Annotated in this window: 21 protein-coding genes and 1 pseudogene; 18 read left to right on the forward strand and 4 right to left on the reverse strand. The window is 70.2% G+C overall.

Features of this window, described 5'->3' with window-relative positions; translation table 11 throughout:
• Positions 1 to 5 precede the first annotated feature (5 nt).
• Positions 6 to 1,073 (forward strand): LacI family DNA-binding transcriptional regulator, encoded by a 1,068-nt coding sequence (locus tag IM767_RS12170; protein ID WP_109210431.1) that lies wholly within the window; start codon positions 6 to 8, stop codon positions 1,071 to 1,073.
• Here the strand turns inward: IM767_RS12170 and IM767_RS12175 are convergent.
• Both IM767_RS12175 and IM767_RS12180 read right to left on the reverse strand, forming a co-directional pair.
• Positions 1,061 to 2,698 (reverse strand): glycoside hydrolase family 32 protein, encoded by a 1,638-nt coding sequence (locus IM767_RS12175; protein WP_109210430.1) that lies wholly within the window; start codon positions 2,696 to 2,698, stop codon positions 1,061 to 1,063. The genes IM767_RS12170 and IM767_RS12175 overlap by 13 nt on opposite strands.
• Positions 2,699 to 2,793: 95 nt before the next feature.
• Entirely contained in the window at positions 2,794 to 4,410 is a 1,617-nt protein-coding gene (locus IM767_RS12180; protein WP_109210429.1) for a glycoside hydrolase family 68 protein, read from the reverse strand.
• Between the two features lie 197 nt (positions 4,411 to 4,607).
• On the opposite strand from IM767_RS12180, the gene IM767_RS12185 reads away from it, so the two are divergent.
• From IM767_RS12185 to IM767_RS12215, 7 genes are all read left to right on the forward strand, one after another.
• Positions 4,608 to 5,693 carry a LacI family DNA-binding transcriptional regulator gene (locus IM767_RS12185; protein WP_109210428.1) on the forward strand — a complete coding sequence of 362 codons (1,086 nt, stop codon included), beginning with the start codon at positions 4,608 to 4,610 and terminating at the stop codon, positions 5,691 to 5,693.
• Positions 5,694 to 5,734: 41 nt separating this feature from the next.
• A complete protein-coding gene (locus IM767_RS12190) occupies positions 5,735 to 7,024 on the forward strand; it encodes a sugar ABC transporter substrate-binding protein (RefSeq protein ID WP_109210427.1) in 1,290 nt (429 codons plus the stop codon).
• 58 nt (positions 7,025 to 7,082) lie between these two features.
• Positions 7,083 to 8,024: a carbohydrate ABC transporter permease gene (locus IM767_RS12195; protein WP_239453290.1), complete on the forward strand. Its 942-nt coding sequence runs from the start codon at positions 7,083 to 7,085 to the stop codon at positions 8,022 to 8,024.
• 1 nt (position 8,025) lies between these two features.
• Positions 8,026 to 8,985 carry a carbohydrate ABC transporter permease gene (locus tag IM767_RS12200; protein WP_109210426.1) on the forward strand — a complete coding sequence of 320 codons (960 nt, stop codon included), beginning with the start codon at positions 8,026 to 8,028 and terminating at the stop codon, positions 8,983 to 8,985.
• Positions 8,982 to 9,923, forward strand: coding sequence for a carbohydrate kinase family protein (locus IM767_RS12205; RefSeq protein WP_109210425.1), 942 nt, complete (start codon positions 8,982 to 8,984; stop codon positions 9,921 to 9,923). Before IM767_RS12200 ends, IM767_RS12205 begins: the two co-directional genes overlap by 4 nt.
• 82 nt (positions 9,924 to 10,005) lie before the next feature.
• Positions 10,006 to 10,971, forward strand: a complete 966-nt coding sequence (locus tag IM767_RS12210; protein ID WP_109210424.1) for a glycoside hydrolase family protein — start codon at positions 10,006 to 10,008, stop codon at positions 10,969 to 10,971.
• A 98-nt stretch (positions 10,972 to 11,069) separates the two neighbouring features.
• Positions 11,070 to 13,100, forward strand: coding sequence for a glycoside hydrolase family 32 protein (locus tag IM767_RS12215; RefSeq protein WP_109210574.1), 2,031 nt, complete (start codon positions 11,070 to 11,072; stop codon positions 13,098 to 13,100).
• Positions 13,101 to 13,188: 88 nt separating this feature from the next.
• On the opposite strand, the gene IM767_RS12220 is transcribed toward IM767_RS12215, so the two are convergent.
• Positions 13,189 to 14,118: a Ppx/GppA phosphatase family protein gene (locus IM767_RS12220; RefSeq protein WP_109210423.1), complete on the reverse strand. Its 930-nt coding sequence runs from the start codon at positions 14,116 to 14,118 to the stop codon at positions 13,189 to 13,191.
• Positions 14,119 to 14,294: 176 nt separating this feature from the next.
• Here IM767_RS12220 and coaA point away from each other — a divergent pair, with 176 nt between their 5' ends.
• The 9 genes and pseudogenes from coaA to IM767_RS12265 all read left to right on the forward strand — a co-directional run bounded on the left by coaA (position 14,295) and on the right by IM767_RS12265 (position 23,287).
• The gene (gene coaA / locus IM767_RS12225) at positions 14,295 to 15,248 is read left to right on the forward strand and encodes a type I pantothenate kinase (protein ID WP_109210422.1); all 954 of its coding nucleotides are present in this window, start codon (positions 14,295 to 14,297) and stop codon (positions 15,246 to 15,248) included.
• Between the two features lie 208 nt (positions 15,249 to 15,456).
• Complete coding sequence (glmS, locus tag IM767_RS12230) at positions 15,457 to 17,307, forward strand: glutamine--fructose-6-phosphate transaminase (isomerizing) (RefSeq protein ID WP_109210421.1); 1,851 nt, start codon at positions 15,457 to 15,459, stop codon at positions 17,305 to 17,307.
• Between the two features lie 245 nt (positions 17,308 to 17,552).
• Positions 17,553 to 17,900 (forward strand): annotated as a pseudogene (locus IM767_RS12235) (holo-ACP synthase); the annotation flags it as partial.
• A gap of 122 nt (positions 17,901 to 18,022) precedes the next feature.
• Positions 18,023 to 19,147 carry an alanine racemase gene (gene alr / locus IM767_RS12240; RefSeq protein WP_109210419.1) on the forward strand — a complete coding sequence of 375 codons (1,125 nt, stop codon included), beginning with the start codon at positions 18,023 to 18,025 and terminating at the stop codon, positions 19,145 to 19,147.
• A 119-nt stretch (positions 19,148 to 19,266) separates the two neighbouring features.
• The gene (gene tsaE, locus IM767_RS12245) at positions 19,267 to 19,713 is read left to right on the forward strand and encodes a tRNA (adenosine(37)-N6)-threonylcarbamoyltransferase complex ATPase subunit type 1 TsaE (protein WP_109210573.1); all 447 of its coding nucleotides are present in this window, start codon (positions 19,267 to 19,269) and stop codon (positions 19,711 to 19,713) included.
• Positions 19,714 to 20,011: 298 nt separating this feature from the next.
• A complete protein-coding gene (gene tsaB / locus IM767_RS12250) occupies positions 20,012 to 20,689 on the forward strand; it encodes a tRNA (adenosine(37)-N6)-threonylcarbamoyltransferase complex dimerization subunit type 1 TsaB (RefSeq protein ID WP_109210418.1) in 678 nt (225 codons plus the stop codon).
• On the forward strand, positions 20,686 to 21,264 hold the full coding sequence (gene rimI / locus IM767_RS12255) for a ribosomal protein S18-alanine N-acetyltransferase (RefSeq protein WP_109210417.1): 579 nt from the start codon (positions 20,686 to 20,688) through the stop codon (positions 21,262 to 21,264). The genes tsaB and rimI overlap by 4 nt, the downstream gene beginning before the upstream one ends.
• Entirely contained in the window at positions 21,261 to 22,328 is a 1,068-nt protein-coding gene (tsaD, locus tag IM767_RS12260) for a tRNA (adenosine(37)-N6)-threonylcarbamoyltransferase complex transferase subunit TsaD (protein ID WP_109210572.1), read from the forward strand. The genes rimI and tsaD overlap by 4 nt, the downstream gene beginning before the upstream one ends.
• A gap of 578 nt (positions 22,329 to 22,906) precedes the next feature.
• Complete coding sequence (locus tag IM767_RS12265; protein WP_194398876.1) at positions 22,907 to 23,287, forward strand: DUF4190 domain-containing protein; 381 nt, start codon at positions 22,907 to 22,909, stop codon at positions 23,285 to 23,287.
• A gap of 15 nt (positions 23,288 to 23,302) precedes the next feature.
• Here IM767_RS12265 and IM767_RS12270 read toward each other — a convergent pair whose 3' ends face one another.
• Positions 23,303 to 24,490, reverse strand: a complete 1,188-nt coding sequence (locus IM767_RS12270; protein ID WP_109210416.1) for a THUMP-like domain-containing protein — start codon at positions 24,488 to 24,490, stop codon at positions 23,303 to 23,305.
• A 174-nt stretch (positions 24,491 to 24,664) separates the two neighbouring features.
• Between IM767_RS12270 and IM767_RS12275 the strand changes: the two genes are divergently transcribed.
• The gene (locus tag IM767_RS12275) at positions 24,665 to 25,774 is read left to right on the forward strand and encodes a hypothetical protein (RefSeq protein ID WP_194398877.1); all 1,110 of its coding nucleotides are present in this window, start codon (positions 24,665 to 24,667) and stop codon (positions 25,772 to 25,774) included.
• Positions 25,775 to 26,023 lie beyond the last annotated feature (249 nt).

Below are 26,023 nucleotides of genomic sequence, written 5' to 3' on the forward strand. Positions count from 1 at the left end.
GCCGCATGGCGGATGTGCCCTCTCGCAGCACGCGGCGCGCCCGCGTCAGCGACGTCGCGGCCGCGGCCGGGGTGTCGCCGACCACGGTCTCGCACGCGCTCAGCGGTGCGCGAGCGGTCAACGCCGAGACGCGCGAGCGCATCCTCGCGGTCGCGCGCGAGCTCGGCTATGTGCCTGACCGTGTGGCGAGCGGGCTGCGACGCCGAAGGACCGGACTCGTCGGACTCATCGGCGACGATCTGGCCGCGACGCCCTTCGCCGGCCGCATCATCGAGGGGGCTCGCCGGGCGGGACTGGAGCGGGACGTGCTCCTCATGGTGGCCGAGAGCGGCGGCTCCGAGGGTGTCGAGCGCGATCTGATCGCGCGGTTCCTCGCCCAGAGGGTCGACGGCCTGCTCATCGCTCGCATGTATCACCAGCGCGTCGCCCGGCCGGAGGCGCCGGACGACGTGCCGATGGTGCTCGTCGACGCGGCGCCCGAGGCGGGGTGGGAGGTCGACGCGGTCGTGCCCGACGAGGCGCAGATCGCGACGCTGGCCTGCGAGCGACTCGTGAGTGACGGACACCGCGACATCGCCTACGTCGGCACCACCGACGACAGTCGCGCCGCGCGCGGCCGACTCATCGGCGTACGCTCCGCCCTGGGAGACGTCGGGATCGCGCTCCCGCACGACCGTGTGGAGTTCTGCCCGTCGGACGCCGCGGGAGGACGCCTGGCCGGCGGGCGGCTGCTCGACGGTGCCCTACCGCCGACAGCGGTCATCTGCTTCAACGATCAGATCGCGATGGGGGTAATGCAGGCGGCCGCGAGGCGCGGCATCCGTGTTCCCGAGGGGCTGTCGATCGTGGGCATCGACGATCTGCACCCGGTGGCCGACGCGCTCGACCCGGGACTGACCACGATCGCCCTTCCCCATGACGAAATGGGCCGTTGGGGGATGACGCGCCTCCTCGACCGCATCGACGGCACCGCGCCGCCGCTCGGCGAGGGGATGCACCTCCTGCGCGGGTGGCTCGTCGAGCGTGAATCGGTGGCCGCCCCTGCCGGGGATAGGCCGGCCTACCGGCCGTGACCCTCCCGGGCGACCGGTGCGGCCCGCAGGGGCGTCAGGCTGGCGTCTGCCACGACGACGGCGTCGCGCGCAGCCTCGATGCGGACGTCCCGTGGACCCGCCGAGCCGAAGGTCGCCATCGTGAGCGCCGCCTGCCCGTCGCCGGCGAACACCTCGATGGAGGCCGTGTCCACCACGATGTCCAGCGCGATCCGATCCCCTGATGACGTGACGGGCGCCGTGCGGACGGTGCGGTACTCCGCCGGCATATCGGCGGAGACGGCGTCGGTGTCGCGGGCGACGAAGGCCGTCTGCGCGGCGAAGTCGTAGCCGACGGTGGCGAAGCTGCCGTCGGCGCTCACGACCTTCACCCGCAGTTCGCCGGCCTCGCTCGACGCGTCCAGCCGTACCCGGTAGGCACCGGATGCGGGGGCCTCCAGCTCCACTGCACGTTCGCCGCCGATACGCACGTCGTCGATGCGCTCGAGATCGCCCTCCAGCACGGCGAGCTCGGAGGCGGGTGCTGAGCGGAGTTGTGCTCGACCGTGGTCGGACACCAGCGTGATCTCTCGGATGATCGAGTCAGAGCCGCCGTGCCACTCGTCGGTCGGGAAGTCGCCGGCGTAGGCCCAGTTGTTCATCCAGCCGATGCTGTAGCGGGTGGACAGCCGCGCGCTCTCGTCGAGCCGCGGGTCGTCCCACGTCACCGCGGCGTAGTAGTCAGGGCCGTGGTCGAGCCACTGGTGGCCGCTCCCGTCGGCGGCGAATCGCTCGCCGTCCCAGTCGCCGACCCAGTACGCGGTGCCGGTGGTCTTGCTCTCGGCAGCGCCGTTCGCACCGGCCAGGAGCACCCAGCGGACGTCGCCGGGATCGCCGTCCGCCGCCATCGGGAAGAGGTCGGGGCACTCCAGCACTCCGAGATCCGTGGTGCGGAAGTCCGAGGTGTAGGTCCACTCGCGCAGGTTCGGCGATGTGTAGAACCCGATGCGATCGTGCTCGGCGAGCGCCATCACCCAGTGACCGGCCGACTCGTCCCAGAACACCCTCGGGTCGCGCCAGTCCGCGACACCGGGGTTCTCCATGATGGGGTTGCCGTCGTACGACTCGAAACTGTATCCGCCGTCCTGCGAGACGAACAGCGACTGCCGTTGCACGCCGTCGACCTGCTGGGTGACGATCGCGACCACCGCTCCTGCGCCGAAGCCCGCCGTCCCCTGATGGTCGACCACCGCGGTGCCCGTCCAGATGTCGCCCAGGCCATTGCCGTACTTCTCGATCGCGACGCCCTGGTCCTCCCAGTGGACGAGATCCGTCGACGTCGCGTGGTACCACGCCGTCCCGTTCCCCTCGGGGTAGTCGGCGTTGTAGAGGTAGTAGTAGTGCCACACCCCGTCGAGGAGGAAGGGCTTCTGCGGATCGTTCATCCAGTCGCGCTCCGGCGTGAGGTGCACTGCCGGCCGGTGCGGCGAGCGATCGGCGGGGGACTCCTCGGGGGTGCTCGCGGACGGCGATGGTGCGGAATCCGTCCCTCCCCGAGGGGAGAGGGCGACCGCGAGAGCCACCACGAGCACGATCGCGGCGCCCACTGCCGCCACGAGGACAAGCAGGCGCCGGGGCGCTGCGAATCGGGTGTTCTGCGTGTGCATTCGGTCTCCTTCTCGATGCGGAACGGGGCGACGGATGCCTCGGCACGGGGGCGTGCCGAGGCATCCGCTCGACCGTCGGGTCAGGTCATGTCAGGTCAGGGCAGCGGCGTGACCTTGCCGCCCGGGTTGACGTTGATGTTCGCGGGGATGTCGGCGTAGCCGCCGAGCCCGCCGTCGCCGTACGAATAGTCGACCGCCGACGAGGCGCCGTCGATGTCGATCTTGACGGTCGGCGCGAGCGTGCCGCCGCGGCGGAAGCTCCCCTCGGTGCCGATCGTGTCGATGAACGACTGCACCAGCCCGCCCGGCATCACGTAGTGCGAGTACGCCTGGAAGTGCCCGATCGGCTGGTTGAAGTCCGGGGCGAACGGCTGTCCGCCGGCGAAGTTCAGGTTCGTCGGGTTGCCCAGTGCCAGACCCGAGCCCGAGTTCATCGGCTGGTAGTCACTGCGGATGCCGTCGCCGACGAACCCGTAGACGCCCTCCGGGCCATCGATGCCGTTCGCGAACGTGCCGCGGTGGCTGATCGTGAAGAGGTAGTACTTGCCATCCTTCATGTAGATCTGCGGACGCTCGGTCTGGTCGGTGACGCAGTTCGCCGACAGGATAGGCGGCAGGAACTCCCACTCGGTGAGCTCCTTGTTCTTCGCCTTCGCGAGACCGACGTTGCCGATCTGATACGTGGCGCCCGAAGCGTTCACCTGGTCGACCGTCTCCGTGAAGGGGTCGCCCTCGCGGTAGCCGAGGTCCTCTTCGTTGCAGGTCGCCGTCTCGCGGGGCATGGCGGAGTTGCCCTCGAACACCATGAAGGTCTCACCGGGGTGAGCCGGGTCCTCGAAGGTGAACGGGTCGCGGAAGTTGAAGAACTCGTTCTGCGCACCGGTCTGGTAGTAGGTGCCATCGGCCTGCAGCAGGTCGGTGACCTTGTCGAATCCGGTCAGCTTCACGCCGTGCTTGTTGGCGTGCACCTTGCCGACGCTCAGGGCGATGCGCGGGTCGTAAGGCTTGCGGTTGCTGCCGTCCTCGTTGCGGTAGAACGCGACATCCGTGAAGAACAGCTTGATCTCGCCGCCCTTCGAGATGCGCGCCGAGCCCGACCACTGGGTCTGATGGCTGTACGACTGGTCGGGGAAGATCTTGCCGGTCACGCCCTCGTCGAAGACGAGGCCGCCGTATGTCCAGCCGCCGTTCTCGGGACGCTCTTCGGCGGGGATGCCCGCGGGGCGATAGAAGTATCCGATCTTCGCGAACACGTGGCGCTCGTCGAACACGAGGTTGCGGTCGGCCACCAGCGAGAAGATGATCTCCTGGCCGTTGACGCTGTACTGATTGGCGTCCTCATCGGTCAGCGGCCACGAGTCCCAGACCCAGACCTCCTCGTTGCTCATGTCCGGGAAGTCCTGCGGGACCGCGGGCATCGTGAGTTCAACGGGCATCGAGTTCTGCTTCGAGCCCGCGGTCGGGTCCGACAGCCGCTTGAGCTGCCGGGCGTCGGCGCGGGTCCACTTCGCGGTGAAGTCGTCCTCGGGGGCATAGGCCTGCTGACTGTGAACGGTCGGCTGCGGGCCGTCCTGGAGGTCGGGCAGGGTGCCTGCCGCGGCGGGGGCCGCCACGGCCGCGGACGGAAGACCGACCAGGGCGGATGCCGTCACAGCCGCAGCTGCCAGCCCTCCGACGAGGAGGCGCTTGACGCGCTTCGGGGGAGTGTTCATTACGGGTGCTCCTTGGATGTCGAACCGTGCAAATCGATTTGCACGGCGACTTCATGTTGACACGACCCGCGACGATCGCGCACATGCGGATCCACGTGCATAGAGTTCGCGAAACCCGGACTTGACGTGCCGCCGTCATCGAGTTCATAATCATGGTCAGCCGATAAATCGATTTAGCACGAGGAAGTGTGGAAGACATGGCGAGGGCGCGGATCTCAGACGTCGCGGCGGCGGCCGGCGTCTCGGTGACGACCGTCTCGCTGGTCATGAACGACGTCGAGGCGCGGATCTCCGATGAGACGCGCCGTCGGGTCCGTGAGGCTGCGAAGGCCGTCGGCTACGCGCCCAGCTCGGTCGCCCGCGGCCTGCGTACACGCCAGACGCGCACGGTCGGCCTCATCTCCGACCAGATCGCGACCACGCCGTTCGCCGGCCGCATGCTCGCCGGCGCGCAGGACGCCGCCCGCGAGAACGGTCATCTCGTCTACCTCGTCGACACCGGCGGAGACCAGGCCATCGAGGGCGAGGCCATCCGTGCGCTGACGGCGCAGCAGGTCGACGCCATGATCTACGCGTGCATGTGGCACCGTGTCGTCGACGCTCCCGCCGGCCTGCCGGCCCAGGCGGTGTTCCTGGACTGCCGCCCCGCCGACGGCGGTTACCGCAGCGTCGTCCCCGACGATCGCGCAGGCGGGGCGGCCGCCGTGCGCGAGCTCATCGCGGCTGGGCACCGGCGCATCGCCTACATCGACACCGACGACGGCCCCATCGCCTCAGCACTCCGCCACCAGGGGTACCTCGAAGCGCTCGGCGAAGCGGGGATCACCGCCGGTCCTGCGTTGCACGTCACCGGCGACACGTCCGCGCACGGCGGTCGCGCCGCGGCGGAGCTCCTCCTGGATCTTCCGGAGGCTGAGCGACCCACCGCCGTCTTCTGCTTCAACGACCGCATGGCGGCCGGCGTCTACATCGCCGCGCACCGCCGCGGCCTCGAGATCCCGCGCGACCTGTCGGTCATCGGCTACGACGACCAGCAGCTCATCGCCGCGGAACAGGATCCCCCCTTGACCACCGTCGCTCTGCCCCACTACGCGATGGGGCGCTGGGCGATGGAGGTCGCGCTCGGCGTCCGCGCGGAAGGGGATGAGGACGCCACGCACCTGATGGAGTGTCCCGTCATCCGACGAGACTCCGTAGGCCCGCCGCCGGCGCAAGTCGCCAAACCGAACCGGCGACGGGCTTCACACACCGAGAGGTCGCCACAGGCGGCCACCGATCGATGACTCACGCGGGCGTGGGTCACTGACAAAAGGAAACCACAACAATGCGCAGAAGGACTCCGATCCTCGCATCGGCCGGTCTGGTCATGGCCGTCGCCCTGACCGGATGCGGTCAGGCCGGCCAAGGCGACGACACCACGGCCGACGGCCGCACGAAGCTCTCGATGTGGACCCACTCCGCGGGCAACCCCGCCGAACTGGAGGTCTACGAGCGGATCATCTCGGACTTCAACGAATCGCAGGACGAGTACGAGGTCGTGCACGAGTCGTTCCCGCAGGGCGCCTACAACGATGCGATCGTCGCGGCCGCGGCATCCGGCGATCTTCCCTGCCTGCTGGATCTCGACGGTCCGATCATGCCGAACTGGGCATGGGCCGGTTACCTCCAGCCGCTCGGCCTGCCGACGGAGCTGACCGACTCGCTGCTGCCGACCGCTGTGGGCGTCTGGGACGGCGAGGTGTACTCGGCCGGCTATTGGGACGCGGCACTGGGGATCTTCGCGCGGAAGTCCGTGCTCGATGCCAACGGCATCCGCATCCCGACGACCTCGGAGCCGTGGACGGCGGAGGAGTTCGGCGCAGCGCTGGGCACGCTCAAGGATGCCGGCTACGAGACCCCCATCGACATCGGTGCCGAAGACACCGGCGAGTGGTGGCCGTACGCCTACTCGCCCTTCCTGCAGAGCTTCGGCGGCGATCTGATCGACCGCTCGACGATGCTCACGTCGGAGGGCGTGCTCAACGGGCCGGAGGCGGTTGCGTGGGGTGAGTGGTTCGCCGGGCTGTTCGCCGACGGCTACGCCGGCAACAGCGGCACCGTGGGCAACCAGGAGTTCATCGACGACGAGGTGGCCCTGAGCTACACCGGCGTCTGGAACGCCGTCGCGGCGCTCGACGCCGTCGGGGACGACTTGCTGATCCTGCCCCCGCCGGACCTCGGCGAGGGCCCGAAGATCGGCGGCGGCTCGTGGCAGTGGGCCATCTCGTCCGAGTGCGAGGCGGCGGACGGCGCGCGCGAGTACCTGGAGTTCAGCTTCCAGGACGATTACATCACCGAGTTCGCCGACAAGCAGGTCGTGATCCCGGCGACGGATGCCGCTGCCCAGGCGTCGAAGTACTTCGGCGACGACGGTGCACTGCGGCCGTTCGTGGAGTTCTCGCAGGAGTACGCGGTGCTGCGCCCCGAGACGCCCGCGTACGCGGTCATCTCGTCGACGTTCGAGACCGCCGCGAAGGACATCATGAACGGCGCGGACGTGCAGGAGACCCTCGACCGCGCGGTGTCGGAGATCGACGCGAACATCGCGTCGAACGACGGGTACGGCTTCCAGTGATCCACCGCGCCGGCGAGGGCCTCAGTCCCTCGCCGGCGCACCCCGAGAGAGATCTGCCATGACTGTCACTCCTCCGACGGTCGCCGCCGAAAAGCCTCGGCGCGCCTACCGTCGCTTCCGCTCCATCAAGGGCCGCGAGACCTGGGCCGGGCTCGGGATGATCGCCCCCGCGGGCATCCTCCTGGTCCTGTTCCTCATCATCCCGGTGATCCTCGCGTTCACGCTGTCGTTCACGAACGCGCGCCTCATCTCCCCGAACCCGCCGCGGTTCGTCGGCTTCGACAACTTCATCCGCGCGTTCACCGCCGATCCCGTGTTCGTGCAGTCCGTCGGCAACACGGCGATCTTCGCGCTGGTCGTGGTGCCGGTGCAGGCCGGCCTCGGTCTGCTGCTCGCGGTGCTGGTGAACCGCCGCATGCGCGGCGTCACGGCCTTCCGCGTGATCTTCTTCATCCCGGTCGTCACCTCGATCGTGGTGGTGTCGATCCTGTGGAAGTTCATGTACCAGAAGGACGGCCTCATCAACGCGATGTTCGACGCACTCACCTTCGGGGCGTGGACCGGCGTGGACTGGCTGAACGACCCGCAGACGGCTCTCGGCGCCATCATCGTGCTGTCGATCTGGCAGGCGGTCGGCTTCCACATGATCATCTGGCTCTCGGGGCTGCAGACCATCCCGGAAGAGCTCTACGAGGCGGCCAAGATGGACGGGGCGAGCCCCTGGCGTCAGTTCACGAACGTCACGTGGCCGGGCCTGCGTCCGACCATGGTGTTCGTGCTCGTCACGATCACCATCGCCGCGCTGGGACTGTTCGTGCAGGTGGACGTCATGACCCAGGGCGGTCCCGTGAACTCGACGTCGACGATCGTGTACTACGCCGTGCGCAAGGGGTACGAGCAGCAGGAGATCGGCTATGCCGCGGCGATCTCGCTGATCTTCTTCGTTGCGGTGCTGATCATCGCGCTCATCCAGCGCCGGCTCACGCGAGAGAAGGATTGACGTGTCCGCGACCAGAACGCTCACCACCGCGACCGAGACGCGCCGTCCGTCGCGCGCGCCCCGCGTGGCCCCGGTCCGCAGCGAGAAGTCGCAGCGCATCCGCGGAAGGATCTTCCTCTACATCGCGCTCTCGCTGTTCGGGATCGTCTTCCTCTTCCCGCTCGTGTTCATGTTCGTCTCGAGCCTCAAGCCTGACAGCCAGATCCTGCAGGACATCGACTCCGTCCAGGCCTTCCTTCCCGTCGGCGACATCAGTCTCGACAACTACTTCGGCGTCTTCGACCGGGTGCCCGTCGCGCAGTTCCTGTTCAACTCGGTGCTCGTGACCGTTCTCACCGTCGGGCTGGGTCTCGTCGTGAACTCGATGGCGGGCTTCGCGCTGTCGCGTCTGGAGTGGAAGGGACGCATCGTCGTGCTCGCGCTCGTGATCGCGACGCTCATCGTCCCGTTCGAGACCATCGCCGTGCCGATGGTCTACTGGGTCGCACAGCTGCCGACGATCGTGTTCGAGGGCGGCGTGCCGAAGTACGACTTCGGCTGGCTGAACACGTATGAGGTGCAGATCGTGCCGTTCATCGCGAACGCGTTCTCGATCTTCCTCTTCACGCAGTACTTCTCGACCATCCCGAAGTCGCTCGACGAGGCCGCGCGCATCGACGGCGCGAGCTGGTTCACGATCTACCGGCGCATCCTCGTGCCGCTGTCGGGCCCGGCGTTCGCGACGGTCGCGATCCTCACCTTCCTGCCGGCGTGGAACCAGTACCTCTGGCCTCTCATGGTGGTCCAGAAGGAGGAGCTGCGCCCGGTGATGGTCGGCATGCAGTACTTCTTCCAGCTCAACACCGCGTGGGGTGAGGTGATGGCGTACACCTCTCTCATCACCATCCCGGTGCTGATCGTGTTCCTGATCTTCCAGCGGGCATTCGTCAGCAGCATCGCCGCGAGCGGAGTGAAGGGATGAGCGGCCGCGACCCGCGGATCGTGGTGATCGGCGAGGCGCTCGTCGACATCGTCCACCGCCCCGGCGGCGTCATCGAAGAGACGCCGGGAGGAAGTCCCGCCAACACGGCGCTCGCCCTCGGACGCCTGGATCGGCATCCGACCCTCGTCACGAGACTGGGCGACGATGATCACGGATGCCGCATCCGGGCGTGGCTCGCGGAGTCCGAGGTCTCGGTCGTCGCGGTCACCGCACCACGGACCGCCACCGCCACCGCGCACGTGGGCGCAGACGGCGGTGCCGCCTACGAGTTCGACCTGGAGTGGGAGCTGGGCCCGGATCCCGCGGCGCTCGCGGACGAGCTGCGGATGGCCGACCTCGTGCACGTCGGCTCCGTCGCGGCGGTGCTCGAACCCGGCGCCGATCACGTGGCCGCGCTCGTGCGCGATGCGTCGGCCACCGTCACCGTCACGTACGACCCCAACATCCGCCCGTCCCTCGTCGACGATCCGGCGCAGGTGCGCGCGCGGGTGCTCGCACTGATCGGGCTCGCCGACGTGGTCAAGGCGAGCGACGAGGACCTGCGCTGGCTGCACCCGGGGCGCGACGTGGCCGAGGTGGCGCGCGAGTGGGTGGCGCGAGGACCGGCGCTCGTCGTCGTCACGCTCGGTGCGCACGGCGCGCTGGGGGTGACGGCCGAAGGCGCGGTCACCGTGCCCGCGAGGGTCACCGGGGTGGTCGACACCGTCGGCGCGGGCGACACCTTCATGGGCGCCCTCATCGACGGCATCGTCGGACGCGTCGTGCCCCCGAGCGCCGCGACCACCGTGGTCGGCGGCATCCCTCTCGATGAACTCGAAGCGCTGCTTCGTCGCTGCGCGGCCGCGGCGGCCATCACCGTCTCGCGTCCCGGCGCCGACCCGCCGCGACGGGATCAGCTCGCCGCGTCCGCCCGCTGAGCGCCTCTTCCCCGACATCTCCGGCCGCATCGGCCGACCCGATCGCGCGGTCTCCGCGCCGACTCCGAAGGATCTCCCTCACGTGTTCGATCTCCCCGGCTCCTGGGTATGGGACTACTGGTTCGCCGACGACGGCGAGCGCTACCACCTCTTCTTCCTCTACGCCTCGCGTGCGCTGCACAACCCCGACGCGCGGCACCATCGCGCCTCGATCGGGCACGCCGTGTCGACCGACCTCGTCGAGTGGACGCAGGTGGCCGATGCGCTGGTGCGCAGCGACGCCCCGGCGTTCGACGATCTGGCGACGTGGACAGGCTCGGTGGTGCGGCATCCGGACGGCACGTGGTTCATGTTCTACACCGGCGCGTCGCTCGCACCCGACGGCAGGAACATCCAGCGCATCGGCTACGCGACCTCTCCCGACCTTGACGTGTGGACCAAGGCCCCCGGGCCGGTGCTCGAGGCCAGGGCGCCGTGGTACGAGAAGCTCGACAGCGGCGCCTGGCACGACGAGGCGTTCCGCGACCCCTGGGTCTTCGCCGATCCCGGCGGGAAGGGGTGGCACATGCTCATCACTGCCCGCACACCCGAGGGTCCCGTCGACGGGCGCGGCGTGGTCGGCCACGCCTGGTCGTCCGACCTGCGGGCGTGGGAACTGCGGGAGCCGCTGAGCCTCCCGACCGAGGACGGGTTCGGGCAGCTCGAGGTGCTGCAGGTCGAGGTGGTCGACGGCCGACCGGTGCTGATCTTCTCGTGCCTGGGCGAGCACGCCACCGAGGCCCGACGCGGCGGAGGGGGAACGTGGGCGGTTCCCGCCGAGAGTGTGCTCGGGCCGTTCGATGTGGACGCCGCTTATCCGGTCACCGACGACCGCCTCTACGTCGGTCGCCTGCTGCGACGCCGGTCCGACGGGCAGTGGCTGCTCTTCGCGTTCCGCAACGCGGGCGACGACGGGGCCTTCGTCGGCGGCGTCAGCGACCCCATGCCGGTTCAGTGGAAGGACGGGAAGCTGGTGCGCCGGGAAGCCGCCCACCTGCCGATCGCCTGACGCGCATCCGGCCGGGGCTTCGCGGACGGGCACCGGCCGGCTTCCGCCGCGGTCTAGCGTGGCGGCGGATCACCGTGTCCGCACGAGAAGGGATGACGATGGAGTCAGCTTCGCAAGGACGATCGGCGCGCCGCGTCGCCGGCGCTCTCACCGCGATCGCGGTGATCGGCGCCACTGTGGCGGGCGGCCTCACGAGCGGTTCGGGGGTGCCTGCCGCCGCCGCGGCGGAGCCCGACGAATACCGCGCGCAGTACCACTTCACGGTGCCCGACCACTGGAAGAACGACCCGCAGCGGCCGGTCTTCGTGGACGGGAAGTTCCACTACTACTACCTGTACAACAGCGACTACGACGCCGACCCCACGGCGAACTTCGGCACGGCCTGGCGGCTTGCCACCTCGTACGACGGGGTCGTGTTCGCCGACCAGGGGGTCGCCGCCCCCAAGAAGACGAACGCCAACTACGACCTGTGGTCGGGGTCGGCCGTGGTCGACCACGCGAACACCGCCGGCTTCGGCGCCGGGGCGGTGGTGATGCTCGTGACCCAGATGGACCATCCCACGCTCGCACAGCAGGCGAACGCCTCCGGGCCGCAGGCACAGTTCCTCTGGTACTCGACCGACGGCGGGCGCAACTTCCGGCCGTACGGCGCGCAGCCGGTGATCGCGAACGGGGGGCGCGCGGACTTCCGCGACCCGAAGGTGGTGTGGGATGCCGAGCGGAGCCGATGGGTCGCGCTCATCGCCGAACGCGACCGCGTGAGCTTCTACACCTCACCCGACCTCAAGGCCTGGACGCGCACCTGGGAGTACGTGAATCCCGGGATCGGCACGATCGAGTGCCCCGATCTGTTCCGCATCCGCGCCGACGACGGCACCGTGAAGTGGGTCTTCGGAGTGAGCGCGAACGGGTACGCCACGAACGAGCCGGCGACCTTCGCGTACTGGACGGGAAGCTTCGACGGCACGTCGTTCGCGTTCGACCGGACCGCCCCGCAGTGGCTCGACCACGGCTTCGACTGGTACGGCGCGGTCACGTGGGAGGACCCGGTCGCGCCGCTGGACCGCCGCTATGCCGTCGGCTGGATGAACAACTGGGACTACGCGCATTCCACGCCGACCTGGAGCGCGGACGGCTTCAACGGCACCGACTCGATCACGCGCGAGATCCGCCTCGCACGTGACGGCTCGTCCTTCCATCTCGTGTCGCAGCCGGTGGCGGCCCTCGCCGACATCGCGACCCGGATCACGCCGCTCGGCGACGTCACGGTGGACGGATTCCTGCAGCTGGGCTATCGCGGCGACGCGTACCAGCTCGAAGCCGAGGTCTCGTGGGAGACCGCCAACAACATCGGCGTGCAGCTGCGGCGATCGGCCGACGGGACCCGTCACGCCGACGTCGGTGTGACCGAGACCTACGCCTACCTCAATCGCGGGCAGACGGGCCGTCCGGCCGGGACCTGGAAGACCGAGAGCCGGACGCCGTTCGACGGAACCACGGGCACGGTGCGGCTGCGCATCCTCGTCGATCGGACGACCGTCGAGGTTTTCGTCGACGACGGCCGCCACGTGCACTCCAGCCAGGTGTTCGCCCCGCCCGGAGACGACGGCCTCGCCCTCTACTCCACCGGCGGGCCGGCGACCTTCCACGACCTCACCGTCACCGAGTTCGGGAGCGTTGCGCAGCGGCCGGCGAGGCTTCTCGGCGATTTCGAGGGCGCGACCTGGGGGAGCGGGTGGACGGCCACCGGCGACTTCGCGGGCGCGACGCCGACTACCGCGCAGCTGCGCAGCCAGGTGGGCTCGCGCGTCGCCGACACGTTCGCAGGGGGCGGCGATGCGGCCACTGGCACGATCACGTCGCCGTCGTTCACGGTCGATCGCAACTTCGTGCACTTCCTCGTCGGCGGCGGAGACCATCCCCTCGGCGTCGAGCCGGCCACCTCCGTGCAGCTGCTGGTCGACGGTCAGCCGGTGCGCACGTCGACCGGAGACGATTCGCCGGACCTCCGCCGGGTCGAGTGGGATGTCCGCGAGTTCGCCGGGCGCACCGCTCAGTTCCAGATCCTCGACGACGCGACCGGCGCCTGGGGTCACCTGATGGTCGATCAGATCGTGCTGAGCGACTGACGCCTCTCGATGCGAGGGTGCCGGTGCCCGATCCGGACTCGGGCGCCCTCGCTCGGTGCGGGGCGTCGCCGACTCCGTGAGCCGGGCGCTACCAGCCGAGCTCCTCGATGTAGCGCAGCAGCACGCCTTCGCGCAGGGCCCAAGGCGACACCTCGAGCTCGTCGACGTCGAGCGCCCGCATGGCCTCGTGCAGCACGACCGCGCCGGCGACGATCTGGAACGTCCGGTCCGGCGTGATGCCGGGAAGCTCCTGTCGGGCGGATGCCGGGATCCGCGCGAGCCGCGGAATCCACGAGCTGAGCGAAGCACGGGGCAGCAGCATCCGCTCGCTTCCCGACCATCCGGGTGCCGGATAGCCGACGAGCTTCGCGAGCGAGCGGATCGCCTTCGACGACCCGACGACGTGGTCGGGGCGATCGAGCTTGCGGAAGGACTTGGCGACCGGTGCGAGCGTCTTGCGTGCGTGGTCGCGGAGCTTCTCGACGGCGGCCTCGCCCGGGGGGTCGTCGGGAAGGAACTGCACCGTCATGCGCCCTGCGCCGAGGGGGACGGATGCCGCGGCCTCGGGCAGCTCGTCGGCTCCGGCCGCGAGCTCGAGCGAGCCGCCGCCGATGTCGAAGAGCAGGATCTGGCCGGCAGCCCAGCCGAACCAGCGGCGCACGGCGAGGAAGGTGTACCGCGCTTCGGTCTCGCCGCCGAGCACCTGCAGCGGCTGGCCGAGGGCCTCCTCGATGAGAGCGATGACCTCGGGGCCGTTCTTCGCCTCCCGCACCGCGGAGGTCGCTGTCGCGAGCAGCTCGTCGACGTTCTCGGACGCGGCGACCTCGCGCGCCTCGGTCACGGCCGAGACGAGGGCGGTGACGCCCTCCTCGGTGATCGAGCCGTCGGGCGCGAGATAGCGCATGAGCCGCAGCACCGTGCGCTGGCTCGTCGTGGCCAGCGGCCTCCCGCCCGGTCGGACGTCGGCGACGAGCAGGTGGACGGTGTTCGAGCCGATGTCGAGGACTCCCAGGCGCACGGACTCAGGGTAGCGGGTGGCAGCGGCGGAACAGGGCGGTGCGGGCCGGGCACTTGTTCGGTTGCCGCGACCCGGCTGGGTGGCCGGGGTCGACCAGGTGCGCGCTGAGTGCGCCGGTTTCGGTGGCCGGGTCGCGGCATCCGTCGTCCTCGCGTCAGCGGTTACGATGGGGCGCGATGTCCGCCGATGACGCCACCATGGTCACCCCAGCCCTCTCGCTGTACCGCGAGATCGACCGCGCCGACTGGGCGCGCCTGGCTGCCGGGATGACGCAGCCGCTCAGCGAGACCGAGATCGTCCAGATCCGAGGACTCGGCGACCGGCTCGACATGGCCGAGGTCGAGCAGGTGTACGTGCCGCTGTCGCGCCTGCTGTCGCTGTACGCCGAGTCGACCAAGCGCCTGGGTGCCGAGGAGTCGGCGTTCCTCGGCGAGAACGACTCGACCACCCCGTTCATCATCGGGGTCGCCGGGTCGGTGGCCGTCGGCAAGTCCACGATCGCACGCCTGCTGCGCGAGCTGACCTCGCGCTGGCCGGGCACCCCCCGCGTCGAGCTCGTCACGACGGACGGCTTCCTGTACCCGAACGCCGAGCTCGAGCGCCGCGGACTCATGGAGCGCAAGGGCTTCCCCGAGTCGTACGACCGCCGCTCGCTCGTGTCGTTCCTCACCGAGGTGAAGAGCGGCGCACCCGAGGTGCGGGCGCCCTTCTACTCCCACATGCGGTACGACATCGTGCCCGATGCGGTCATCACCGTGCGGCGCCCCGACATCGTGATCGTCGAGGGCCTCAACGTGCTCCAGCCGCCGCCCACCCCGAACGACGTCGCCGTCAGCGAGCTGTTCGACTTCTCGATCTACGTGGACGCGGATGCCTCGCACATCGCCCAGTGGTACGTCGATCGCTTCCTCGCCCTGCGCCGGGCGGCCTTCAGCAACCCGAACTCGTTCTTCAACGTCTTCGCACAGCTCTCGGACGACGAGGCGGTGGAGCGCGCGCTCGGATTCTGGAACTCGATCAACCTCCCGAATCTCGAGGAGAACGTGCTCCCCACCCGCCACCGCGCGAACCTCGTGCTGCAGAAGGCGGCCGACCACACGGTCGAGACGGTGCTCCTGCGCAAGCTCTGAGCCCGGCGTTCGCGCCGTCTCGTCTCGCTTCGCTCGCTCAACGACCGGGCCTCTTCCGGTTCCCGGTCGTTGAGCGAGCGAGGCATGAGCGAGACGAAACGCCCCGAGCGCGGCGCAGGACCGAGGCGGCGGCATCCGTCACCTTCCTCATCTGAGGTTCTCGATTCGTAAGGGATCCTTGCGAAACCGCGCGCCTACCATTAGGCGCATGTGCGGAATCGTCGGATACGTGGGCCCTCGGCAGAGCCAGGCCGTTCTCATCTCCGGGCTCTCGCGGCTCGAGTACCGCGGCTACGACTCCGCCGGCATCGCCGTGATCGACGGCGACGGGGGCCTCGGCATGCGCAAGCGCGCCGGCAAGCTGAAGGTGCTGCGCGACGACCTGGCGGCGCACCCGCTCGCCGACGGCACCACCGGCATCGGCCACACCCGCTGGGCCACGCACGGCGGCCCGACCGACGGCAACGCCCACCCGCATCTCGCCGACGACGACAAGCTCGCCGTCATCCACAACGGCATCATCGAGAACTTCTTCGAGCTGAAGTCCGAGCTCGTCTCCGACGGCTACACCTTCCGCAGCGAGACCGATACCGAGGTCGCGGCCGTCCTGCTCGGCCGCGAGTACCGCCGCACCGGCGACCTCGTCACCGCTTTCCGCGCCGTCGTGTCGCGGCTCGAGGGCGCGTTCACTCTCCTCGCGCTGCACGAGGACCAGCCCGGGCTCGTCGTGGGGGCCCGCCGCAACTCGCCGCTCGTGATCGGGCTGGGCGAGGGAGAGAACTTCCTCGGCTCGGACGTGGCGGCGTTCGTCGAGCACACCCGTAACGCGCTCGCGATCGGGCAGGACCAGATCGTCGCGATCACGCCCGAGGCTGTGACGGTCACCGACTTCGACGGCAACCCGGTCGATGTCGAGCCGTTCGAGGTGACGTGGGATGCCGCGGCCGCCGAGAAGGGCGGATGGTCGTCGTTCATGGCCAAGGAGGTCTCCGAAGAGCCGGAGGCGGTCGCCAACACGCTGCGCGGACGCGTCCGTGACGGCGAGGTCGTGATCCCCGAGCTCGACGGGCTCGACGAGCTCTTCCAGGACGTCTCGCGCATCATCGTGATCGCCTGCGGCACCGCCGCGTACGCCGGCCAGGTCGGCAAGTACGCGATCGAGCAGTGGACCCGCATCCCGGTCGACGTCGAGCTCGCCCACGAGTTCCGCTACCGCGACCCGGTGATCGGGCCCGACACGCTCGTCGTCTCGATCAGCCAGTCGGGCGAGACCATGGACACGCTCATGGCCGTCAAGTACGCGCGCGAGCACGGGGCGAAGACGCTGTCGGTCTGCAACACGCAGGGCGCCACGATCCCGCGCGAGTCGGACGCCATCGTCTACACGCACGCCGGCCCCGAGGTCGCCGTCGCCTCGACGAAGGCGTTCGTCGCACAGATCACCGCGCTGTACCTGATGGGGCTGCACATCGGCCGCGTCCGCGGCGCGATCGACGCGTCGGCCGCCGCCGACCACGTGCGCGAGCTCGAGGCGATCCCCGCGAAGATCTCGCAGATCCTCGAGCGCGAGCAGCCGCGCATCGAGCAGTTCGCCGGCTGGATGGCCGACACGCGTTCGGTGCTCTTCCTCGGTCGCCACGTCGGCTACCCGATCGCGCTCGAGGGTGCGCTCAAGCTCAAGGAGCTCGCGTACATCCACGCCGAGGGCTTCGCCGCCGGCGAGCTCAAGCACGGGCCGATCGCGCTGATCGAGCCCGGTCAGCCGGTGTTCGTGGTCGTGCCGTCGCCGCGCGAGTCCGCCGAGATGCACAAGAAGGTGATCTCGAGCATCGAGGAGATCCGCGCCCGCGGCGCCCGCGTCATCGCGATCGCCGAGGAGGGCGACGCCGCGGTGCTGCCCAAGTCCGACGAGGTGCTGCGCATCCCGCTCGCCGGGCCGTTCTTCGAGCCGCTCCTGGCCGTCGTGCCGCTCCACATCTTCGCTATGGGGCTCGCGACTGCCAAGGGCCTCGACGTCGACCAGCCGCGCAACCTCGCGAAGTCTGTCACCGTCGAGTAGCAGCATCCCCGCCCGAACTCCGGCCGGTTCTGCACTCCCGCGTCCCTCGTCGACATCGCGGTTTCTCGGCGAAACACCGAGTCATCGGCGCCCATCGCGGGGTTGCTCGCCGAGGAACTGCGATCTCGACTGAGACGGGGTGGGCGGCGCGCGTGGCATCGCGGACGGGAGGTGAGGCGCGCGATCCGGCGGGACGGCCGCGATAGTCTGACGGATGCCGCGGCCGCGGCACCCAGGAGGACCACATGATCGTCGGCATCGGCGTCGACCTCGTCGACATCCCGCGGTTCGAGCGGACGATCGAGCGCACGCCACGTCTGCTCGAGCGGCTGTTCTCGGACGCCGAGCGGCAGCTCAAGCCGCACTCGCTCGCCGCCCGCTACGCGGCGAAGGAGGCGCTCATCAAGGCCCTCGGCGGCTCGGACGGGGTGCACTGGACCGAGATCGAGATCGCGTCCGAGGCATCCGGTCGTCCGGTCTTCTCGCTGTGCGGCTCCACCGCCGACGTCGTTGCCCAGCGCGGGATCACCGCCCTGCACCTGTCGCTGTCACACGACGCGGGACTCGCCACGGCCTACGTGGTCCTGGAGGCCGTTTCGCCCGGCACGGCCAACCAGAGCACCCTCGCTCAAACCGAGGGCGGCGCCCCCGGTCTCGACGCGAACCCCCTGTCTCGCGACGACGCCGCCGCGCCCCGAGCCGAGGGAGGCGCCGTATGAGCCGCCCGCCCGCCGGCGTCCTGCGCGAGGCCGTCGTCGACGTCGGCGCAATCGAAGACAACGTGCGCCACCTGCGCCGGCTCACCGGTTCCGAGATCATCGCGGTCGTCAAGGCCGACGGGTACGGACACGGCGCCGCCCGCTCGGCGCTCGCCGCTCTCGCGGGCGGCGCGACGCGCCTGGGCGTCTCCGACATCACCGAGGCGCTGGCGCTCCGCCGCGCCGGCATCGACGCCCCCATCGTCGCGTGGCTGCACGCGCCGGGCGTCGACTTCGGCGAGGCCGCAGCCCTGGGCATCGAGCTCGGCATCTCGAACCTCGACCAGCTGCAGAAGGCGGCGGGCGCGGCATCCGCTGATCGTCCCGTCGGGGTGCACCTGAAACTCGAGACGGGACTGTCGCGCAACGGGATCGCGCCCGCCGATTACCGCGTGGTGTTCGCCGAGGCGGCGCGGCTCGAGCGCATCGGCCGCGTGCGCGTCATCGCGCTCTTCAGTCACCTCTCCAACGCCTCCGACGAGGACGACCGCGCGGCGCTGCGCGCCTTCGAGGAGGGCGTCGGCATCGCCGCGTCGCTGGGGCTGGCCCCACCGCTCCGGCACCTCGCGGCGACGCACGCGGCGATCGACCTGCCCGAGGCCCGCCTCGGGTGCGTGCGCATCGGCATCGGGCTCTACGGGCTCTCGCCCTTCGACGACCGCACCTCGGCCGACCTGGGCCTGCGCCCGGCGATGACCCTCCACGGCGCGGTCGCCGCGGTGCGGCGCGTGCCCGCGGGCAAAGGCGTCTCGTACGGCTACGACTACCGCACCGACCGCGACACGACGCTCGCCCTGGTGCCCCTCGGCTATGCCGATGGCGTGCCGCGGCAGGCTTCTGGCTCGGCCCCCGTCGCGATCGGCGGGCGGCGCTTCCGTGTGGCCGGGCGCATCGCGATGGACCAGTTCGTCGTCGACGTAGGGGACGCCCCGGTCGCGGTCGGCGATGAGGCGGTGCTGTTCGGCGACCCGACCCTCGGCGTGCCGTCGGCGACGGAATGGGCGGATGCCGCGGGCACGATCAACTACGAGATCGTCACGCGTGTCGGGCCCCGCGTGCCGCGGAGGCAGGTGTCGGAGTGAGCGGGAACGCCGAAGAAGCCCCGGTTGTTGCACCGGGTGTGGACAGCACGACTTCGACCACCGGCACTCAGGGGATCGACGCCCTCGTCGCCACGCGCGAGATCTCTTCGCCGGAGGCCATGGAGGCGCTCGGCGAGGAGATGGGACGGATGCTGCGCCCCGGCGACATGGTGGTTCTCACCGGTCCGCTCGGCGCGGGCAAGACCACCCTCACGCGCGGCATCGGCCGCGGGCTGAACGTGCGCGGGCCGATCCAGAGCCCGACGTTCGTCCTCGCGCGGACGCACCCCTCGCTCGACGGCGGCGCACCCCTCGTCCACGTCGACGCCTACCGGCTGGGCTCCGCCGCCGAGCTCGACGACCTCGACATCGACTTCGACGGCTCCGTCGTGATCGTCGAGTGGGGCCGGGGTCTCGTCGACGGCATCCGCGATCACTGGTGGGACGTCGAACTCGAGCGCGAGTGGCACGGCCGCGGCGTCGACAACGCGTGCGGCACGATCGGCCACGAGGCCGACCTCGACGCCGACACCCCGCGCCTGGTGAAGATCACCCGCCGCCCGTAGCGGGCGCCGGGTCGCGGCATCAGTCGTCCTCGCGTCCTCAATTGAGGAGCTGAGCCGAGCTGCGGGGTGGGCATGGGATTCGGGCCCTCATTTCGGTTCCATCCCTCAATTGAGGATCTGACCCGGGCTGCGCAGTGGGCGGGCCATCGGTCCATCCGCTCCAGTCCTCAATTGAGGACCTGAGCCGAGCTGCGGTGCGAACACGTGATTCGGGCCCTCATTCCGGCTCCAACCCTCAACTGAGGACGGTGAGACCGCGCCGAGCCTCGGTCGCGGAGGCGCCGACTACCCTGGAGGGGTGATCCTCGGCATCGACACGTCGCTCGGCTCCGCGGTGGCGGTCGTCGAGCCTGACGGCGTCATCCGCTCGCAGGTCGAGAGCGCAGACCCTCGCGGCCACGCCGAGGTGATCGGCACGCTGATCGAGCGGGCGCTGGCCGAGGCATCCGTCTCCCCGTCAGAGATCACGCAGGTCGCCGCCGGCATGGGACCAGGCCCGTTCACCGGGCTGCGCGTCGGGATCGCCGCCGCACGCACTTTCGCGCTCGGCCGCGGCGTGCCGGTCGTGCCCGTCGTCAGCCACGACGCCGTCGCCCTCGAGCTGCTGCTGCACACCGCGCTCACCGCGGACTGGGGCTACGCCGCGGGGTACGAGAACGACACCGAGGAGACCTTCGCCGTGGTCACCGACGCCCGCCGGCGCGAATTCGCCTACACGCTGTATCGCGGCCTCGATGATGACGGACTGCCGGTGCGCGCGACCGAGCCCGCCCTCACGCCCCGTGATGACCTCGACGCGCTGCTCGCCCACGCCGGAGCCGACCGGCGCGATGCCGACCGCATCCCCGCAGCGATGCTCGCGCTCGCCGCGGCCCGCGCCCTCGGCGCCGGTCGCCGCATCGGCCCGGCGGACGCGCTCTACCTGCGCTCGCCCGATGTGACGCTTCCGCACGCGCCGAAGCGGGTGTACCTGTGACGATCCGCACGGCCACCGGCGGCGACCTCGCCGCCATCATGTCGCTCGAGCGCGCCTCGTTCCCGACTGACGCGTGGTCCGAGGCGATGATGCGCGAAGAGCTGGCCTCGCCGCACGGCTGGTACGTCGTCGACGAGGAGGCCGGGCGCCTGCTCGGCTACGCGGGATTGCGTGCTGTCGCCGGAGCGCGGGATGCCGACATCCAGACGATCACGATCACCGAGGCTTCTCGGGGTCGCGGCCGCGGCCGTTCACTGCTGCGGGCCCTGCTCACGGAGGCCTCGCGCCGTCAGGTGACGGACGTGTTCCTCGAGGTGCGCGCCGACAACCCTGTGGCCCAGGCGCTGTACGTCTCGGAGGGCTTCGCCGAGATCGGGCGCAAGCCCCGGTACTACCAGCCCGACGACGTCGACGCCGTCGTGATGAAGCTCGACCTTCGGGGCTGGCGCGCTGCCCGTCACGGGGCTGAGGCCGGCGAAACTCCACGGGATCCGGCACTGGCGGCCGGTGAGACGGATGCCGCGGCCGCCGCGAGCGCGGATCCGTGGAGTTCTGCGGGAGGGGTGTGCACGTGAACCGGGCCGAACCGCTGGTGCTCGGCATCGAGACGAGCTGCGACGAGACCGGTATCGGGATCGTGCGCGGCCGCACGCTGCTGTCGAACACGATCGCCAGCTCGATGGACGAGCACGCCCGCTACGGAGGCGTCGTGCCCGAGGTCGCGGCGCGCGCGCACCTCGAGGCGCTGCAGCCGTCGATCGAGGCCGCGCTCGCCGAATCCGGCGTGGGGCTCGCCGACCTCGACGCGGTCGCCGTGACGAGCGGACCCGGCCTCGCCGGGGCGCTCATGGTCGGCGTGGGCGCGGCCAAGGCGCTGTCGGTCTCGCTCGAGAAGCCGCTCTACGCCGTCAACCACCTCGTCGGCCATATCGCCGCCGACATCCTCGATGCCGACGCGACGCCGCTGGAGTACCCGACGGTGGCCCTGCTCGTCAGTGGCGGGCACACGTCGCTGCTCCTCGTCCGCGACCTGACGACCGACGTCGAGCTGCTCGGCGAGACGATGGATGACGCCGCCGGCGAAGCCTTCGACAAGGTCGCCCGCCTGCTCGGGCTGCCCTACCCCGGAGGGCCTGAGGTCGACCGCGCCGCGGCAGCCGGGGATCCGAAGGCCATCGCCTTCCCGCGGGGCCTCTCGCGCGCGTCCGACATGGCCCGCCACCGGTACGACTTCTCGTTCTCGGGGCTCAAGACCGCCGTCGCCCGCTGGGTCGAGCAGCGCCAGGCCGCGGGGGAGCCCGTGCCGGTCGCCGACGTCGCCGCCAGCTTCCGCGAGGCCGTCGTCGACGTGCTCGTGACCAAGGCGCTCGCCGCGTGCCGCGACCACGGGGTGCCCCGCCTGCTCCTCGGCGGCGGCGTGATCGCCAACCGGCGCCTGCGCGACGTCGCGCTCGAGCGTGCGGAGGCCGAGGGCGTCACCGTGCGCATCCCCCCGCTGTCGCTGTGCACCGACAACGGGGCCATGATCGCCGCCCTCACCTCCGAGCTCATCATGTCGGGCCGGCCGCCGTCGACGCTCGAGTTCGGCGCCGACTCGACCCTGCCGGTCACCGAGATCCAGGTCGCGGAGTCGGCATGACCTCGGACGAGAAGCGGATGCCGCATCCCGACGACACGGCGGAGCCCGCTGGTCCGCCGCGGGCCGAGGTGCCGACCCCCATCGAGGCCGAAGGTGCGCGTCAGTCCGAAGGGGCCGAGCAATCAGGCAATTCGAGCGCGGACCTCCGGTCGTTGAGCGAGCGAGGAACGAGCGAGACGAAACGCCTCGGAGATTCGAACGACTCCGACCCAACGCGTCCGGAGGCCGCGCCGTCTGCTCCCGCGCCGTCTGCTCCCGCGCCGTCTGCTCCCACCGCGTTCGCGTCTGCGGGCACCGCGCTGGCCGTTCCGGGGGCCGCCCCCAGCATCCCGGCGGCAGCTCCGAGCACCCCCGCTGCCGCCCCTGACGTCTCACCCGCGGGACCGGCACCGAGTACCCCAGCCGTGCCCCCGGCGCCGAGTAGTCCGATCGCAGCTCCGGCAACCCCGCCTGCGCCACCCGCCCCTGCCGCGACGCCCGCCCCGGCCGCAGCCCCGCCGGCCCCGGCCGCCCCAGCCGCGCGTCCGACCGTCGAGGCGCCCTCGCCCGACGTCGACCTGACCCACGACGCCACCCCGATGCCGGGCGCGCACCGCGGCGGGTTCTCGCGGCTGCCGACGGCGCCGGTCGCGGTGACCGTCGAGTCCGCACCGGCCGAGCCAGGCGGCGAGTTCACGCCCGACGACACGCAGTGGCGGCCTGACGAGCCCGCCGACTTCCATCGCGGGCTCGGCACGTGGGCGCTCGCGTTCGCGATCGTCGGCCTCGTCGTCTCGCTGTTCGTCGGCTGGGGCTTCCCGATCGGACTCATCGCCGTGGTGTCGGGGATCATCGCGCTGCGGCGTCCGCTCGAGAGCCGCGCCGTGGCGGTGTGGGCGATCGTGCTCGGCGTCGTCTCGATCCTGTACAGCGCCGGATGGCTCCTCTACGCCGGATTCCGCGCCAACCTCTTCGGCTGAGCGGTCTCCCTGCCGTCAGACGCGGTCGGCCAGGATCGCGGTGCGGCGGGATCCGATGCGAGTGAGCAGCAGGGTCGCCGCCGCCGAGCCCCGGAGCTTCAGACGCGTGCGCAGTGCCGCGGGGTCGACATCCACCCCGCGCTTCTTGATCTCGAGGCGGCCGATGTCCCGTTCGCGCAGCGCTTTGCCCAGCGCCTTCACGTCGGCCGGCAGCACCTCGCGCACGCGGAACGTCGAGACGAACGGCGACGTGAGCGCCGCGTCCGACGTGAGGTAAGCGATGTGCTCGTCGAGCATCCCCGCCTGGAGCGTCCGGGCGACGTCGCCGATGAGCCGCGCCCGGATGACGGCGCCGTCGGGCTCGTGCAGGAAGGCGCCGAGCTCGCGAACCGGCTCGTCCGCGGCATCCGTCTCCGCCGTCAGCTCGTTGGCGCTGTCGCCGCGGATCACGAGAGCGGCCCGTCGCACACCCGGGCGCGCGAGCGCGCCCGACCACAGCACGAGCTCGATCGTGGACCCGTCGGCGCTCACCCATTGCGCCTCGACGTCATCGGGGATCACGTCGCGGTCGAGGCCCGGGCCCAGCTTGACACCGACGGGCATGCGGCGGGCGAGGTCGAACACCCAGTCCAGCGACGGCGACCAGTCCTCGGGACGTGTGCGGGACGTCTCGCCATGACCGGCCGTGCGGCGCGCAGGGTCGAGCCACACAGCGTCGACGCCGTCGAGGTCGGCGGTCTCGGCGGTGCCGTGGCGTACGTCGGCGTCGGCGCCGAACGGAGCGAGGTTGTACGCCGCGAGGGCCGCGGTGAGCTCGTCGGCGTCCACCGCCAGCACGCGCAGCCCGAGGCCTGCGAGGCCGAGCGCGTCGCCGCCGATGCCGCACCCGAGATCGGCGACGCGGGTGAAGCCCGCGTCGCGGAATCGCGCGGCGTGGCGCGCGGCGATCGGCAGCCGCGTCGCCTGCTCCAGGCCGGCACGGGTGAAGAGCATGCGGTCGGCGAGGTCGCCGAACTTGCCCCGCGCGCGGGTGCGCAGCCGCGCCTGCCCCACCACGGCCGACACGAGGTCGGGGGAGTGGCCGTCGCGTCGCAGCCGGGTCACCGCCCTCGCGACGTCGTCCGCGGAATCCACGGGCGCCATCGCGTCCAGCAGGCGCAGGCCTTCGGGGGTCAGCAGCACCTCGAGTTCGGAGCGTTCCACCTGCCGAGCCTACGTCCCGCACCAGGGTCGTCGACTCGTCGCGTACCGCGCACCCTGGGCAATCCCCCTCCCAGACCCCGGATAGTTCGGGATTTCCCCCGATGTACGCCGCGGGCCCCGCCAGCAGACTCTGAGACACGAGCCGACTGGCACCAGCGAAGAAAGAAGATCATCATGGCCGACGACAACACCAATCTGCTGGGTCTTCAGACCAACGTGGATCTGGCGGACTCGCTGAACGACAACTCGACCGAGAACGAGAACGAGGATTCGTTCAACGACAACTCGGACAATTCGACGGACAACTCGACCGAGACCGACACGGAGGATTCGTACAACGACAACTCGGACAACTCGACGGAGAACGATGCCGAGGACTCCTTCAACGACAACTCGGACAACTCGACCGAGACCGAGGATTCGTACAACGACAACTCCGACAACTCGACGGAGAACGAGACCGAGGACTCGTACAACGACAACTCGGACAACTCGACCGAGACCGAGACCGAGACCGAGGACTCGTACAACGACAACTCCGACAACTCGACCGAGTACGAGGATTCGTACAACGACAACTCGACGAACGTCGATGTCGCGATCACGGACTCCTTCAACCAGCAGACGCTCAACGACCACTCGATCTCGACAGGCGTTCGTCAGTACCAGACGGGCTTCCGCGACCTCAACCTCGGCGGCGGCGCCGGTGGCGCCGGACTTGCGGCGGGTGCGGGCGGTCTGACGATCGACAGCCGGTCGACGATGTTCGACCAGTCGGTCAACCAGAACATCTGGGCGAACGACTCCGGCGGGGTGTTCCAGGTGTTCGGGCAGCAGGGCGGGCTCGCATCGGGCGACGACGCCGTCGCCGCAGGCGACGACGTCGACATCGACAACTCGACGAACTGGGACATCGACGTCGACATCGAGGACTCGTTCCAGGACAACTCGGTATCGATCATGGACTCGTTCCAGGACAACTCGACCGAGACCGAGACCGAGATCGACGTCGAGCTCGAGGACGCGTTCAACACCGACAACTCGACGAACTGGGATGTGGACGTCGACACGGAGATCGAGGACGCGTTCAACGACAACTCGGACAACTCGACCGACAACTCGACCGAGACCGACGTGGACGTCGACATCGAGGACTCGTTCCAGGACAACTCGGTGGATGCCGACCTGACGGACTCGTTCAACGAGTACGACACCGAAGTGGATGTCGAGCTCGAGAACGACGGCATCGTCAACAGCCCGGACGCCGAGCAGCTCGACTTCTAGGGAGGGCATGTGCCACCCGGCCGTCCCCGAACGGCCGGGTGTGCACTTCTCTCTCAGCAGGAAGAGCGTCGCGGAGGAGGGCGCGGTCGTCAGCGACGCACCGGACGCCGCTCGAACACAGGGGTGTGGGACTGGGGGAGAGCGCCCGGCCGCTTCGGCGGTCGGGCGCACACTCGCATCCGCTTCCGCCGGCGCCGCGCGAGAGGGATACTGAGGGCGGGGACATCGGCTGCTGCTGGTGGAGAGGAG

Source organism: Microbacterium ureisolvens, from assembly GCF_015278315.1.
Classification (GTDB): Bacteria; Actinomycetota; Actinomycetes; order Actinomycetales; family Microbacteriaceae; genus Microbacterium; species Microbacterium ureisolvens.